At 69.2% G+C, this 13,586-nt stretch carries 17 protein-coding genes; 12 read left to right on the forward strand and 5 right to left on the reverse strand.

Annotation, left to right across the window (positions count from 1 at the left end; translation table 11 throughout):
* The first annotated feature begins 83 nt into the window (after positions 1-83).
* The 3 genes from ACH5AO_RS13510 (at position 84) to ACH5AO_RS13520 (ending at position 1,475) form a co-directional block, all read left to right on the forward strand.
* On the forward strand, positions 84-548 hold the full coding sequence (locus ACH5AO_RS13510; protein ID WP_398924389.1) for a hypothetical protein: 465 nt from the start codon (positions 84-86) through the stop codon (positions 546-548).
* A 301-nt stretch (positions 549-849) separates the two neighbouring features.
* Positions 850-1,230, forward strand: a complete 381-nt coding sequence (locus tag ACH5AO_RS13515) for a CPCC family cysteine-rich protein (protein WP_398924390.1) — start codon at positions 850-852, stop codon at positions 1,228-1,230.
* A complete protein-coding gene (locus tag ACH5AO_RS13520; RefSeq protein WP_398924391.1) occupies positions 1,227-1,475 on the forward strand; it encodes a hypothetical protein in 249 nt (82 codons plus the stop codon). Before ACH5AO_RS13515 ends, ACH5AO_RS13520 begins: the two co-directional genes overlap by 4 nt.
* An 88-nt stretch (positions 1,476-1,563) precedes the next feature.
* Here the strand turns inward: ACH5AO_RS13520 and ACH5AO_RS13525 are convergent, their stop codons facing one another.
* The gene (locus ACH5AO_RS13525; protein ID WP_398924392.1) at positions 1,564-1,839 is read right to left on the reverse strand and encodes a hypothetical protein; all 276 of its coding nucleotides are present in this window, start codon (positions 1,837-1,839) and stop codon (positions 1,564-1,566) included.
* A 1,280-nt stretch (positions 1,840-3,119) separates the two neighbouring features.
* On the opposite strand from ACH5AO_RS13525, the gene ACH5AO_RS13530 reads away from it, so the two are divergent.
* From ACH5AO_RS13530 to ACH5AO_RS13540, 3 genes are read left to right on the forward strand one after another with little or no spacing between them, the layout of a single operon-like run.
* Positions 3,120-3,506 carry a CPCC family cysteine-rich protein gene (locus tag ACH5AO_RS13530; protein WP_398924393.1) on the forward strand — a complete coding sequence of 129 codons (387 nt, stop codon included), beginning with the start codon at positions 3,120-3,122 and terminating at the stop codon, positions 3,504-3,506.
* On the forward strand, positions 3,503-4,234 hold the full coding sequence (locus tag ACH5AO_RS13535) for a HEAT repeat domain-containing protein (RefSeq protein WP_398924394.1): 732 nt from the start codon (positions 3,503-3,505) through the stop codon (positions 4,232-4,234). The genes ACH5AO_RS13530 and ACH5AO_RS13535 overlap by 4 nt, the downstream gene beginning before the upstream one ends.
* A gap of 3 nt (positions 4,235-4,237) precedes the next feature.
* The gene (locus ACH5AO_RS13540; RefSeq protein ID WP_398924395.1) at positions 4,238-4,867 is read left to right on the forward strand and encodes a DUF6000 family protein; all 630 of its coding nucleotides are present in this window, start codon (positions 4,238-4,240) and stop codon (positions 4,865-4,867) included.
* A gap of 17 nt (positions 4,868-4,884) precedes the next feature.
* Here the strand turns inward: ACH5AO_RS13540 and ACH5AO_RS13545 are convergent, their stop codons facing one another.
* Positions 4,885-5,421, reverse strand: coding sequence for a CbrC family protein (locus ACH5AO_RS13545; protein ID WP_398924396.1), 537 nt, complete (start codon positions 5,419-5,421; stop codon positions 4,885-4,887).
* A gap of 403 nt (positions 5,422-5,824) precedes the next feature.
* Here ACH5AO_RS13545 and ACH5AO_RS13550 point away from each other — a divergent pair, with 403 nt between their 5' ends.
* Positions 5,825-6,382 (forward strand): DUF6932 family protein, encoded by a 558-nt coding sequence (locus tag ACH5AO_RS13550; RefSeq protein WP_398924397.1) that lies wholly within the window; start codon positions 5,825-5,827, stop codon positions 6,380-6,382.
* Entirely contained in the window at positions 6,379-7,368 is a 990-nt protein-coding gene (locus tag ACH5AO_RS13555) for a hypothetical protein (protein ID WP_398924398.1), read from the forward strand. The genes ACH5AO_RS13550 and ACH5AO_RS13555 overlap by 4 nt, the downstream gene beginning before the upstream one ends.
* A 52-nt stretch (positions 7,369-7,420) precedes the next feature.
* On the opposite strand, the gene ychF is transcribed toward ACH5AO_RS13555, so the two are convergent.
* A complete protein-coding gene (gene ychF, locus ACH5AO_RS13560; RefSeq protein WP_398924399.1) occupies positions 7,421-8,509 on the reverse strand; it encodes a redox-regulated ATPase YchF in 1,089 nt (362 codons plus the stop codon).
* A 320-nt stretch (positions 8,510-8,829) separates the two neighbouring features.
* On the opposite strand from ychF, the gene ACH5AO_RS13565 reads away from it, so the two are divergent.
* Positions 8,830-9,294, forward strand: a complete 465-nt coding sequence (locus ACH5AO_RS13565) for a DUF6542 domain-containing protein (protein ID WP_398924400.1) — start codon at positions 8,830-8,832, stop codon at positions 9,292-9,294.
* Between the two features lie 3 nt (positions 9,295-9,297).
* Here ACH5AO_RS13565 and ppgK read toward each other — a convergent pair whose 3' ends face one another.
* Positions 9,298-10,044 (reverse strand): polyphosphate--glucose phosphotransferase, encoded by a 747-nt coding sequence (gene ppgK / locus ACH5AO_RS13570; RefSeq protein WP_398924401.1) that lies wholly within the window; start codon positions 10,042-10,044, stop codon positions 9,298-9,300.
* 70 nt (positions 10,045-10,114) lie between these two features.
* Positions 10,115-11,134: a 4-hydroxy-3-methylbut-2-enyl diphosphate reductase gene (locus ACH5AO_RS13575; RefSeq protein WP_398924402.1), complete on the reverse strand. Its 1,020-nt coding sequence runs from the start codon at positions 11,132-11,134 to the stop codon at positions 10,115-10,117.
* Positions 11,135-11,199: 65 nt separating this feature from the next.
* Between ACH5AO_RS13575 and xseA the strand changes: the two genes are divergently transcribed.
* The 3 genes from xseA to ACH5AO_RS13590 all read left to right on the forward strand — a co-directional run bounded on the left by xseA (position 11,200) and on the right by ACH5AO_RS13590 (position 13,424).
* Positions 11,200-12,423, forward strand: coding sequence for an exodeoxyribonuclease VII large subunit (xseA, locus tag ACH5AO_RS13580; RefSeq protein ID WP_398924403.1), 1,224 nt, complete (start codon positions 11,200-11,202; stop codon positions 12,421-12,423).
* Complete coding sequence (locus ACH5AO_RS13585) at positions 12,420-12,680, forward strand: exodeoxyribonuclease VII small subunit (RefSeq protein WP_398924404.1); 261 nt, start codon at positions 12,420-12,422, stop codon at positions 12,678-12,680. The genes xseA and ACH5AO_RS13585 overlap by 4 nt, the downstream gene beginning before the upstream one ends.
* A gap of 153 nt (positions 12,681-12,833) precedes the next feature.
* A complete protein-coding gene (locus tag ACH5AO_RS13590; RefSeq protein WP_398924405.1) occupies positions 12,834-13,424 on the forward strand; it encodes a malonic semialdehyde reductase in 591 nt (196 codons plus the stop codon).
* Positions 13,425-13,586 lie beyond the last annotated feature (162 nt).

The raw sequence follows: 13,586 nt of genomic DNA on the forward strand, positions 1-13,586 counted from the left end.
GTCCCACGTCACACCACCCCGCTGCACGCGAGCAGCCGTCAGGGAAATAAAACGAAGTCGCAGGATATTTCCGGAGCACAAGAATGCGAAGACATCGTCGCGGCAAGGCCGACCGGTCGGACGAACAACCGCCCTTGGCACTACAAACCAGCATCAACGAGACGAAGGACCTCATCGAGGTTCTCCGGCACGCGCGGACACAAATAACCGAGTTAACCCGGGGCGACGCCCATCAGGAACTGGTTGCGAAAGCCAGCGGATCGGCCCTCATTTCCTCTCTCTACGCGCGTATCGGCCTGGCTGTTGTCCGAGGAAAGGATGCCGTCCCCGTACTCATCACCGAGATCGGCCAGGTCGAGGCGGCAGTGCTCAACCTGGAATCCTATGACGGACATGAAGTGGTTCTCTGCCTCGGGCACGCGCTGCTGCAAAGGCTGGAGACCCGCAGAGACGCCTACCGGTCGTTGTGCCTCGTCGACGGAGTGTGGGCCATCACCGACGAGACGGGAGAGTCCGCCAGTGGAGCAGCGGCACCTTCCCTGACCTGACGTTCCGCTTCCGCGCACCGGCAGCCGGCCGGCACACGCCGCCGCGCCGGACCCGGTCCGACCCGCACGTCCGCCGGACCGGCACCATGGCGGCACGTCACCCGCCGCACATTGAACCGGAATGCCCGAAGCCAGACCCTGGCCTGCGGCGGAGCCTCCTTCAGGGATCCGACCCGGGCTTTCCTCGTCGACGTGCGCCGACTCCCGACGGCCGTTCACGGGTGTCCTGCGGACCGGCGGGGCACCTTCAGGGCAGAGAAATCCATGGCACGCCGACGGGACCTGCGACGAAACTACGCAGGTGAGCGCCTCCTACCCCCGCCCGTGCTGCGGGCACCGCGTGCTGAGCGCGATACCCGGCCCGTACGAGATCCACCCCGTCTGCTTCCGGGAGGACGACGGGGTCCGGTTCCGCCGGCCCACCACGGCCGGCGGCGCGAACAAGGTCTCCCCGATCGAGGCCCAGCGCAACCATCAAGACTCCGGCGCCTGCGACCAGCACGGCCTTCGGTACGTCCGCCCTCCGGCCGAGGACGAGCCGCTCGCCCCCGCCCGACGCCCCATCGACCTGACACCCGACTCCTTCGAGGGCCGGACAGCCGAGGACCGCGCCCCGTGGCCCGACGACCACTCGGTACTCTGCCGGTGGCTCCCCGCCTTCTGGCGCCGGGACCGTCCATGACCACCCACATCGAGAGAATCGTCCAGCGGCTCGACGACTCGACCGACCCGTCGTACGACGCCCGCGCGGAACTGATCGGCATCGGCCCCGACGCCGTCCCCGCCCTCATCGACGGACTGCCCTCCCTCGGCGGCTTCGGGCAGCTGACCGCCATCGAGGTCTTCGAAGAGGCGGCGGACCCGCGCTGCGGCCCTTTTCCGACCTGCCTACCACCCACCTCATGCCAAGCGCGCCGGAGGGAGTGAACCGTTCCGGGTTCGGTTGGTCTACCTCGGGTTGAGAGATGATGAACCCGCTGCTTGAACGGGGGGCAAGCCCTTTTTGTTTCACACCTCAGCGTCGAGGCGGCTTTTTCTTCGCTTGCCCCTTGATGACCTTGACCGGAGGGAACTGCACACTGATAAGGCCGTTACGGCGCTTTACGACCTCCACCCGGATCGGACGCTCAGGGAGGACGTTGAAGGTGGCCGCTGCGCGGATGTCTCCACTCTCGTCCCACGCAAAGGAGCGGTCTTCGGCGTTCTTGAACAACTCGATCACGCCCTTGAACGCCAAGTCCATGACCGCGCCCTGCAAATTCCTAGACATGCCTTCCACACTGATGGGCATCAGCTCTTCCCCCCGAAGATCGGAACCTTGACGACCGTAACGTTCGTGCGGTGCTCGGCCACTGGGAACCGCTTCCTGGTCTCCGCCGCCCTCGCACTGTAGGACACCACGGAGCGGACGCGCTGCCCGTTCGACCCACTCCACCTTGTCAGTCTCTCACCAAGGTGTGACAGGCCCGCCCCGCAGGGACGGACCCCTCGGAGAGTCAGACCGTCCGGGGATGGTTCCAGTGGTAGGCGGCAGGAGAGATCCCCAGGAACTCGCAGACGCGGGCAACGGTCGGCTTCTCGCCTCTCCCCTCGGCCACAGCCTCTCGCGGGCTTCCTCGATGTCCTGCCCGGTCACCCTGGTACCGGTGCGCTTCCTCGGAGTCATGTCCGCCTCGATGCGGTCGATGGCCACCGCGGCTTCCCCGGCAGCCTCGCCGGCCTGCAACTCAAGATGCTTGGCCACGCCCGGGAGGGCGACGGTCCGAGAGATGAGAGACCTTCCCTCGTGGTCGGCCAAGGCCGTGAACAACTGGGCGGTGGTCCTCTCGACCGTTGCCCCCGAACCATCGGGGAGGGAGAGGAGACGAACGAGGAGGCCAACCGCTTCGAGGCTCAGGGAACCGTGCCGAGCGATGGCGTTGGGGACTTGCACATAGGCAGAGGTCCGCCGCGCACGATGGACGCGCATGGCTGAAGCTAATCCCTTCAGTTGCGCGTCAGCGCCCGGTTGTTCCCGGGCGCGTGCCCCCAGGGTTGCCCCCTGGAGGTTTTACTTTGTGCGGCTGGAACTTACATGACGTTATGGAAAACGCCCAACATCGTCACTCCAGGTAATATCGATCGGTAGGCTTCAAGGCGTGTCGGCGCTTCGGGGAGCACTGCGTCGACGCTTGAACCCCTGCCGGAAGAAACTCCTGGTCAGAGCGATCCGGGCTCAGTCGGGGAGTCACCACCCAGTCACCACGGGGACGCGCAACAACAGGTTCCAACGGATGAACGAGGAGAGGCCAGATCCGAAGATCTGGCCTCTGACCTGCCGTTATGCGCCTTGACCAGCCTTCTTGACGATCAAGGGAAAACGCCCTACACGTTGAAGCGGAATGTCTGCGGGCTGATCCTGACCTGCGACAGAGCCCCGTCCAGGGCTCTGAACTGGGGTTTTCTGGTTGGCATGCGTTGGCTTCCGACGGCCGTTTACGAGTGTCCTGCGGACTGGCTGCGGACCGGCCGGGCGGGCGGAGGCCGAGAAATCCATGGCGCACCAGCGGGACCGGCAAGGAGACTGCCCGGGTGAGCGACCGCTACCCCTGCCCATGCTGCGGGCACCGCGTGCTGGGCGAGATGCCCGGCTCGTACGAGATCTGCCCCGTCTGCTTCTGGGAGGACGACGGGGTCCAGTTCCGCTGGCCGACCATGGGCGGCGGCGCGAACAAGGTCTCCTTGATCGAGGCCCAGCGGAACTACCAGGACTTCGGCGCCTGCGACGAGCACGGCCGCCGGTATGTCCGCCCGCCAGCCGAGGACGAGCCACTCGACCCCGCCTGGCGACCCATCGATCTGACGCGCGACTCCTTCGAGGACTGGGCGGCCGAGGACCGCGCCCCATGGCCCGACGACCGCTCGGTGCTCTGCTGGTGGCTCCCCACTTTCTGGCGCCGGGACTACTCCGCGTCATGACCTCTCGCATCGAGACACTCGTCCAGCAGCTCGACGGCAAGGCCGACGAGTCCTACGACGCCCGTGCGGAGCTGATCTGGATCGGCGCTGACGCCATACCCGCCGTCATCAACGGCCTGCCTTCCCTCGGCGGCTTCGGTCAGCTGACCGCCATCGAGGTCTTCGAGGAGGTGGGTGATCCCCGTTGCGGCCCCGCTCTCATCGGCCTGTTGGACAGCGACAACCCGACCGTCCGCGAATGGGCGGCCATGGCCCTGGCGAGTCTGGAGATCGACGGCGCCACCGAGCCCCTGCGCCGCGCCTACCGCGCCTGCCTGGAACGGGCGACCCCACCGGACTGGACCGAGCCCGTCGGCATCCGCTGGGCCCTGACCGAACTCGGTGCCCGCATCCCCGTCGTCCCGCCGCTCACCGCGCGCCTACGAGCCGCCACCGTGGACGACGCCCCTGGCTGGCCCTCGACCCACTTCACCGAGATCATCAACGACCTGGCCGACCACGCCCAGGTGATCCTCTACTCCCAGTTCTGGCGGGTGGACGCCGGCGGCACGTACGGCGTCTCCGGCCCCGGCCTGGACTGGGAACTCGACTGGACCGCGCCCTGGGAGCACCTGGTCGAAGAGTCCCGCACCTGGTCCCTACTGGAAGCCCCCGAAGCCCCCACCGCCGACAACATCTTCGTCGCCCCCACCTGGATCGACCGCACCGACCTGCACCCGGAGAGGTGACCGATGCCGTCCCAGCACCCCGAGGAGACCGGCTACGGCCATGTGGTCGAGAGCTACGTGACGAGGATGTACGGCGGCCTCCCGCGCTATCTCGTGCTGAACGGCGGGCGGTTCCTAGGCCCCCGGTGGTGGCACACCACACGCTTTACCCGGCACATGATCGCTGACGCCGCCGCGATCAACGACGAGGAACTGGAAGCCCTCCTCGGGTACGAATGGCGCTCGCGCCTCACCGCCGCCTGGCTGATCGGCGTCGACCGCCGCGAACGGTTCCACGAACGCATCGGCGACCTGCTCCTGGCCAGCGAGGTCTGCTATTCCGGCAGCGCCTACTGCTTCACCCTGGCCCGCTTCGGCACACACGCCGACGCCGAGATCCTCACCGCCTACCTCGACCGCTACCTCCCCCGCGCCGACCTGCACTACGACCAGCCCTCCGCCCTGGGCGCTCTCCTCCGCCTCGACGCCCACCTCGGCACCCACCACGCCGACCGCTTCACGGAGCCCGGCGGCCTGTGGGACGAGTGGGTCAAGGGCGTGGGACGCCTCGGCTACCCCAGCTACACCCCCGCCGAGCTTCGCCGCTGGACGGACCTCCAATGCGACTTCGCCAACGGCTGGACCCGGCCGTAGCAGCCGCCTGACCGCGGCTACGTGAAGTCCGCGTACGCCATGTGCCGACCGCACGTGCGGCACATGAAGAGGTAGCCGGTGGGCTGACCGTCCTTGTCCAGGGCACCCAGAAACCTTTCCACCGCCCCGGCGGACCACCCCCACGCGCCGGCCTCGCCGCGCAGCTCCTCCCGGGCGTCCGGGAACGCGGCCAGCTCGGCCGCCCCCACCGCACCCAGGAACGCCGTACCGTCACCGCAGTGGAAGAACCACCGCGGGTCCTGCCAGGAGGAGAAGCCCGGCGTGCACGCGTCGACGGACCTCACGACCTCGAGCGGGACATCGTCCCCGACCGGGTCACCGATGAAGTGCGCGTCGTACTTCGCAGCCGCACTGCCGTCCGCGATGCACCACGGACACAGCAGGTGGGAAAGTTCCTCGACCGCGTACACCGGACCCGTGTAGATGAACCCCCGCGCCACCCCGCAGCAGAGGCACGTCGTACCGGACGCGACGACCGCCCCGGTCGCCAAGAGGTCGGGGTGATAGGGAAAACCGGGCAGCTCCTCGGACACGCCGGTCACGCTACCCGCACACGGGAAGTCGTACCGAACTGCACCCTGTCTCTCATTCGGGTGCCGTGGGCCTCCCGTCGGTCATGCCCGGGCGCGCCTGTTCCCCCTTGACGGTCCGTCGAGCCGACTCGGCGTCCGACACGTCGACCGCGTCCGGGGTCGCTTCGGCCGCTGCGCTGCAACGAGCGTAAGCGCCAGACAGACGGGGCTTCTCCTCCAGCGTCTTCACCATGCGTCGTGAAAAGCCATACGGCGAGGAGCACCGATGCGGTTGACGTGGAGGACTGCCTTCCCGACTTCCTGCGGGTCGGTGACTTGCCACGCGTTCACGCATTCGGTCCACGCATCACCGAGAGATCCATTAGGTTGACTCTGCGTTCACCACCTGACCAAAGGGTTCCGTATGCCACCACTACCCGCATTCGATCCCGTCACGGAGTGCCCTCCCCCGGGCAGGTTTCCGCTGACCTGGGACGAAGTCGAGTCGGAACTGGTGAAGGCGGCGCACTTCACGGACTCGTCCACGCGCGGCCACCTCTTCGGAGAGCTGCGGACCCACTACGCGATGGTGGAACTCACAACCGGAGCAGTGGGGCGGCTATGGCTCGCCGGAAGCTTCGTCAGCGGCAAAGTGGATCCCGAGGACGTCGACGTCACCTACCTCATACCTTCAGATGCATACGCCCGGGCGATGGCGGACGCCGACACGGTTGACTACCTTGACAATCTGGGTACCAAGGACTGGTGTACGCGCCATGCCATGCGAGTGGACGCATATGTCCTGTGCCTTCCCGAGACAGAGGACTTCCGCTCCCTGGGGGTGACTGGGGCCATGGCACCCAGCGACCACAAGGTCTTCGAGAGCCTCGGGGTCTATGACGAGGTCTGGCAGCGCTGCCGGAGTGGGCAGAACGGTATCCCCGAGAGGGCCCGGCGAGGGTATGTGGCGGTGCTGCTGTGAACAGTCCGCAGAACCTGCCCGATCCCTCGGACAAGGAGGCCCTGAGGGCCTGGATGCAGGCCAACCGTGTCAAAGCAGACGGTCGTCATCCGGTGCGGTCAGCAGATGAATTCGCCGCGGCACAGAGGCGCAAACTGCTGAAGACCATGGGGTGTGCAACCGGCAGCGCCGAAGCCGGTACGGCTCGGCGATCACTCCGGCTGGCTCTCGAAGGGGCGCCCGTCCGGGAACATCGCATGGAGTCGTCCGTACTCGGACAGTGGCTGACCTTCTTCCAGGAGGCCGTCACCACCGTCGCCCACGCCCTCGACGAGAGTCGCCCCACACACGACTACGGTCCGTTGCCGCAAGCCGTCCGAAAAGCAACACGGCTCTACGCCGCAGCGACCTTTCCCTCGTCGTACGGCATGGTCCTGGAGGAAGCACCGGCAGACGAGGTCGAGCTACCGCTACCGGAGGTGGTCTCGACGGAGTCATTGCTGGACCGCGCGATGGGAACTGTTCTCGACATCACCGACCGGGCGGAGGCAGGTCCAGGAGCCATCGACGCGGTGATCGAAACAGCGCTGCCCCTGGGTGGGCGGGTCTTCAACCGTCTTGCCGACCTGACAGAGGTACTCGCTGACTCGGGCACGGATGTCAGCCTGACCTGGAGTTCGCCGTACAACGGTGTGCGTGCCTCCCGCCTCGGCTCAAGAAACGCCCAGCGGTGCCGGGACGCACTGCGCGCCGCGCAGCCCGAGGAACACGCGGAACGGTTGGCAGGCAGGCTCGTCGGCGGCAGCGTGCTACGGGGAACGGTGGAGATCGAGACGGCCGATCGGGGCGTGATCACGGCGCGCGTGGATCACGAAGTCACCAGCCTGTTGAGTGCCTACGCGAACCGTCGGATCACCGCTGAGGTCCTCGTATCAACCGTCCGCTCACCGCATGGGCGCGAGCACCACAGCTATGTCGTACTCAACTTGGCCCTGCACACGAGCTGACAAGGCCGCCCGACCCACTCCGCCGCAGGTCAGGCCGCCTCTAAGCGCGCGATCAGACGTTGAAGCGGAACTCCACCACGTCCCCGTCCTGCATCACGTACTCCTTGCCCTCCATGCGGGCCTTGCCCTTGGCGCGGGCCTCGGCGACCGAGCCGGTCTCCACCAGGTCGGCGAAGGAGATAACCTCCGCCTTGATGAAGCCCTTCTGGAAGTCGGTGTGGATGACGCCGGCGGCCTCGGGGGCGGTGGCGCCCTTCTTGATGGTCCAGGCGCGGGATTCCTTCGGGCCGGCCGTGAGGTAGGTCTGCAGGCCGAGGGTGCGGAAGCCGACGTGGGCGAGGGTGGCGAGGCCGGGCTCGTCCTGGCCGACCGACTGGAGGAGCTCGAGGGCCTCGTCCTCGTCCAGCTCGGCGAGGTCCGCCTCCAGCTTGGCGTTGAGGAAGATCGCCTCGGCGGGGGCGACCAGGGCGCGCTGCTCGTTCTTGAAGTCCTCGTCGGTCAGCTCGTCCTCGTCGACGTTGAAGACGTAGAGGAACGGCTTCGTGGTGAGGAGGTGCAGGTCGTGGAGGAGCTCCGCGCGCTCGGTGCCCTGGACGACGCCATGGGAGAAGAGGGTGTCGCCCTTCTCCAGGATCTCCTTGGCCTCCTCGACCGCCTTGACCTTCGGCGCGACGTCCTTCTTGATCCGCGACTCCTTCTGGAGGCGGGGCAGGACCTTCTCGATGGTCTGGAGGTCGGCGAGGATCAGCTCGGTGTTGATCGTCTCGATGTCGTCCTTCGGCGAGACCTTGCCGTCGACGTGCACGACGTTCTCGTCCTTGAAGGCGCGGATGACCTGGCAGATCGCGTCGGACTCGCGGATGTTCGCGAGGAACTTGTTGCCGAGGCCCTCGCCCTCCGACGCGCCGCGCACGATGCCGGCGATGTCGACGAAGTCGACCGTGGCCGGGAGGATGCGCTGGGAGCCGAAGATCTCGGCCAGCTTGGTCAGGCGGGGGTCGGGGACACCGACGACGCCGACGTTCGGCTCGATCGTGGCGAACGGGTAGTTGGCCGCCAGCACGTCGTTCTTGGTCAGGGCGTTGAACAGGGTCGACTTGCCGACATTCGGCAGACCGACGATTCCGATCGTGAGCGACACGTTGCGACTTCCCGTACGTGAGGTTGGGGGACGAGGACCGGCCGACGGGGCTGTGTGGGCCGATCCACCAGTCTACGGCGTGCCCGCCCGCGCCCCCGCGATCCGTCGAACGTCCGGCCGGACCGCGATCCCCGGCGTGTCTGACGGGCCGTTCGGCACATAAAACGACCTACGTTGGTGCAGTGGAGCAACACAGGACGCGACCCGCGCGGTACGGACGGTACGGACCGCGACGTGACAGCCCGGCCGGACCGGTCGGGCCACCGCTGCCCGCGCAGGCGGGGCGGGCGACGGGGGGCGGGGCCGGGAGGACCGCCCGTGTGCCGGAGGACCGGCCCGCCCGTGTGCCGGAGGGCCGACCCGCCGCCCCGCCCGCTGCCCGGCGGCTGCCCAACCCCCGGCTCACCGGGCTGGGCTCGACCCTGTTCTGCGGGCTGGTGATGCTCGTCCTCGGTCTGCTGACCGAGGCGCTGTTCGGGGCGCCGGGGACCGTGTACGGCGTGCTCTTCCTGCCGGTGTGCGCGCTGACCGCGCTGTGGGTGCGCGAGGGGGACCTGCTCGTCGCGCCCGTCGTGGCGCCGATCGCCTTCGCCGTGGGGCTGGCCCCGGCCGCCGACGGCGCCCTCCTCGACCGGCTGATGGGCATGGTGACGGGACTCGCCACCCAGGCCGGGTGGCTCTACGGCGGGACGCTGGTCGCGGGCCTGATCGTGCTCTCCCGCAGGACGAGCCGGGTCCGGGCGGCCAACCGGCGCACCGCGCGGAACCGTCCCGCCCGGCCGTGACCCCTACGCGCCCGTCGCCGCCCGCATCGCCGCGCCCACGATGCCCGCGTTGTTCTGCAGCCGGGCCGGGACGATCTCCGCCCTGATGCCCTGGATGTGGTCCAGGAACTTGTGGGACTTGCGGCTGACACCGCCGCCGATGATGAACAGCTCGGGCGAGAACAGCATCTCCACGTGGGCCAGGTACTTCTGCACCCGGTGCGCCCACTCCTCCCACGACAGGTCCTCGTCCTCCCTGGCCTTGCTGGAGGCCCGCTTCTCCGCGTCGTGGCCGTGCAGCTCCAGGTGGCCCAGTTCGCTGTTGGGGACGAGTACGCCGTCCACGAACAGGGCGCTGCCGATGCCCGTGCCGAAGGTCAGCAGGACCACCGTGCCCCGGCGGTGACGGCCGGCGCCGAAGTGCATCTCGGCGACACCGGCCGCGTCCGCGTCGTTGACCACCGTCACCGGCAGGCCGCCCAGCCGGTCGCCGAGCAGCACGCGCGCGTCGGTGTCGATCCAGCCCTTGTCGACGTTGGCCGCCGTACGAACCGTGGTGCCGCCGGTGACGACACCCGGGAAGGTGACCCCGACCGGTCCGGTCCAGCCGAAGTGGTCGACGACCTGCTTCACGCCGTCGGCCACCGCGTCGGGGGTGGCCGGGTGGGGGGTGAGGACCTTGTGGCGCTCCTGCGCCAGGTCCCCCAGGTCCAGGTCGACCGGGGCACCCTTGATCCCGGAACCGCCGATGTCCACGCCGAAGATCTGCATGGCCCTACGTTACGACGTACGACGGACCGTCACACCGGCCGTCTCCGTGATCTTCACACCCGCTCCGCCGTCACCGCGTGGAATCCGCCCCGGACCCGCCGCGCTCGGCCACCAGGGCCGCCGCCTCCTCGCGCAGGTCGCGGCGGAGCTCCTTGGGCAGGGAGAAGACGATGGACTCCTCGGCGGCCTTGACGATCTCGACGTCCTCGAAGCCGCGCCCCGACAGGAATTCCAGCACCTGCTCGACGAGGATCTCCGGCACCGAGGCGCCCGAGGTGACGCCGACCGTGTTCACGCCGTCCAGCCAGGCCTCGTCGATCTCGTCGGCGAAGTCCACCAGGTACGCCGCGCGGGCGCCAGCCAGCTTGGCGACCTCCACCAGCCGCTTGGAGTTGGAGGAGTTGCGGGAGCCGACCACGATCACCAGGTCCGCCTCGGCGCCCATCTGCTTGACCGCGAGCTGGCGGTTCTGCGTGGCGTAGCAGATGTCGTCGCTGGGCGGGGAGATCAGCTGGGGGAACTTCTCCTTCAGCGCGTCGACGGTCTCCATGGTCTCGTCGACGCTCAGCGTGGTCTGGGAGAGCCAGACGACCTTGGAGGGGTCGCGGACCTCGACCTTCGCGACGTCGTCCGGCCCGTCGACGAGCTGGATGTGGTCGGGGGCCTCGCCGGAGGTGCCGATGACCTCCTCGTGGCCCTCGTGGCCGATCAGGAGGATGTCGTAGTCGTCGTTGGCGAAGCGGACGGCTTCCTTGTGGACCTTGGTGACCAGCGGGCAGGTGGCGTCGATGGTGGCGAGCCGGCCGCGCTCGGCCTCCTGGTGGACGACGGGGGCGACGCCGTGCGCGGAGAACATGACGATGTTGCCCGGCGGGACCTCCTCCGTCCGTTCGACGAAGATCGCGCCCTTCTTCTCCAGGGTCTGCACGACGTACTTGTTGTGCACGATCTCGTGCCGGACGTAGACGGGGGCCCCGTACTGCTCCAGGGCCTTCTCGACGGCGATCACGGCGCGGTCCACTCCCGCGCAGTAGCCACGGGGGGCGGCGAGCAGGACACGGCGGCCAGGCGAAGCGGTCATGCGTCCCATCGTAAGGCCGCCCGCGGGGGCCCGGTCACGGTGCGTTGTCGGTGGGGCGCACTACTCTCGCGGACATGGCTCTCAACACGTCTGCGGAAGCGCCGCTGCCCGTCGGTGAGGTGTCGCGGCTGATCGGGGGGTGGATCGACCGGCTCGGCGCGGTGTGGGTCGAGGGGCAGATCACCCAGCTGTCGCGGCGGCCGGGCGCCGGGGTGGTGTTCCTGACGCTGCGCGACCCGTCGTACGACGTCTCGGTGGGCGTGACCTGTTACCGGCAGGTGTTCGACGCCGTCGCGGACGTGGTGAGCGAGGGCGCGCGGGTGGTGGTGCACTGCAAGCCGGAGTGGTACGCGCCGCGCGGGCAGCTCTCGCTCCGGGCCGCCGAGATCAAGCCGGTGGGGGTGGGCGAGCTGCTGGCGCGGCTCGAGCAGCTGAAGAAGTCGCTCGCGCGGGAGGGGCTGTTCGCGCCGGAGCGCAAGAAGCCGCTGCCGTTCCTGCCGCGGCTGATCGGGCTGGTGTGCGGGCGCGCCTCGGCGGCCGAGCGGGACGTGCTGGAGAACGCGCGGCTGCGGTGGCCGGCCGTCCGTTTCGAGGTGCGCAACGTGCCCGTGCAGGGGGTGCACGCGGTGCCGCAGGTCGTCCAGGCCGTGAAGGAGCTGGACGCGGTCGACGAGGTGGACGTGATCATCGTGGCGCGGGGCGGCGGCAGCGTGGAGGACCTGCTGCCGTTCTCCGACGAGCAGCTGGTGCGGGCGGTGGCGGCGTGCCGTACGCCGGTCGTCTCCGCGATCGGGCACGAGCCGGACAACCCGCTGCTCGACCACGTGGCCGACCTGCGCGCCTCCACGCCGACCGACGCCGCCAAGAAGGTGGTGCCGGACGTGGGCGAGGAGTACGAGCGGGTACGGATGCTGCGCGACCGCGCGCGGCGCTCGGTCCTGGCGCTGCTGGACCGGGAGGAGCGCGGGCTGGCGCACGCGCTGGCCCGCCCCTCGCTGCAGGATCCGCACCGGATGGTCGAGGCGCGCGCGGAGGAGGTCACGGCGCTGCTGGGGCGGAGCAGGCGCAGTCTGCGGCACCAGCTGGACCGGGCCGACTCCGAGCTGACGCACACGCACGCGCGCGTGGTGGCCCTGTCCCCCGCCGCGACGCTGAAGCGTGGGTACGCCGTGCTTCAGCGGGCGGACGGGCAGGCGGTGCGGGATCCGGCCGAGGTGGAGGCCGGTGAGACCTTGCGGGCGCGGGTGTCCGAGGGCGAGTTCACGGTTCGAGTCGATACACAGAGGGTGGACGGATGACCGGCAAGACGGAGCAGACGGCGGCGGCCGAGGCGCTCGGGTACGAGCAGGCGCGGGACGAGCTGATCGAGGTCGTACGACGGCTGGAGGCGGGCGGTACGACGCTGGAGGAGTCCCTCGCGCTCTGGGAGCGGGGTGAGGAGCTGGCCGGGGTGTGCCGGCGGCGGCTGGAGGGGGCGCGGGCCCGGCTGGACGCGGCGCTCGCGGAGGAGGAGCGGAAGGAGGAGGGCGGGGCGGAGGGCTCCGGGGAGGCCTGAGCTGTGAAGTGGACCACCGGACTCCAGATTTAGTTGAGCATTGAACTTCATAGGCGTACCGTCGGACCCGTCCACCGGTCCGTGGCTCCTACACGGACATCCGTGGTCCCCCCACGGACAGACGGGCCGACGTACCCCCGAGAAGGTTCACGCATGTCACTCGCCCTTGACCCCGCCGCCCAGGACCTGCTGTTCCGCGAGGCGCGCACCGCCAACACCTTCACCGACGAGCCGGTGACCGACGAGCAGGTGCGGGCGATCTACGACCTGGTCAAGTACGGCCCCACGGCCTTCAACCAGAGCCCCCTGCGCATCACCCTGGTCCGCTCCCCCGAGGCCCGCGAGCGCCTGGTCGCGCACATGGCCGAGGGCAACCGGCCCAAGACGGCCTCCGCCCCGCTGGTCGCGATCCTCTCCGCGGACAACGAGTTCCACGAGGAGCTGCCGCAGCTCTTCCCGCACTTCCCGCAGGCCAAGGACGCCTTCTTCAGCGAGCGCCCGGTGCGCGAGGGTGCCGCCTCGGTGAACGCCGCCCTCCAGGCCGCCTACTTCATCATCGGCGTGCGCGCCGCGGGCCTGGCCGCCGGCCCGATGACCGGCCTCGACTTCGAGGGCGTCCGCAAGGAGTTCCTGGACGACGACCACACCCCGCTGATGGTCGTCAACATCGGCCGCCCCGGCCCGGACGCGTGGTTCCCCCGCTCCCCGCGCCTGGAGTACGAGCAGGTCGTCACCACCGTCTGAGCGTCACCACGACGGACGTACAGGGGCGGGGGGGCCGGCGGGGGGGCGCCCCCCCCCCCCCCCCCCCCCCCCCCCCCCCCCGCCCCCACCCCCCGCCCCCCCCCCCCCCCCCCCCCCAAGCGCGGGTGGGGCGCGGCGCACATAGTGTGCCACCCCCGGACG

It is taken from the genome of Streptomyces sp. NPDC018964 (genome assembly GCF_044390325.1).
Classification (GTDB): Bacteria; Actinomycetota; Actinomycetes; order Streptomycetales; family Streptomycetaceae; genus Streptomyces.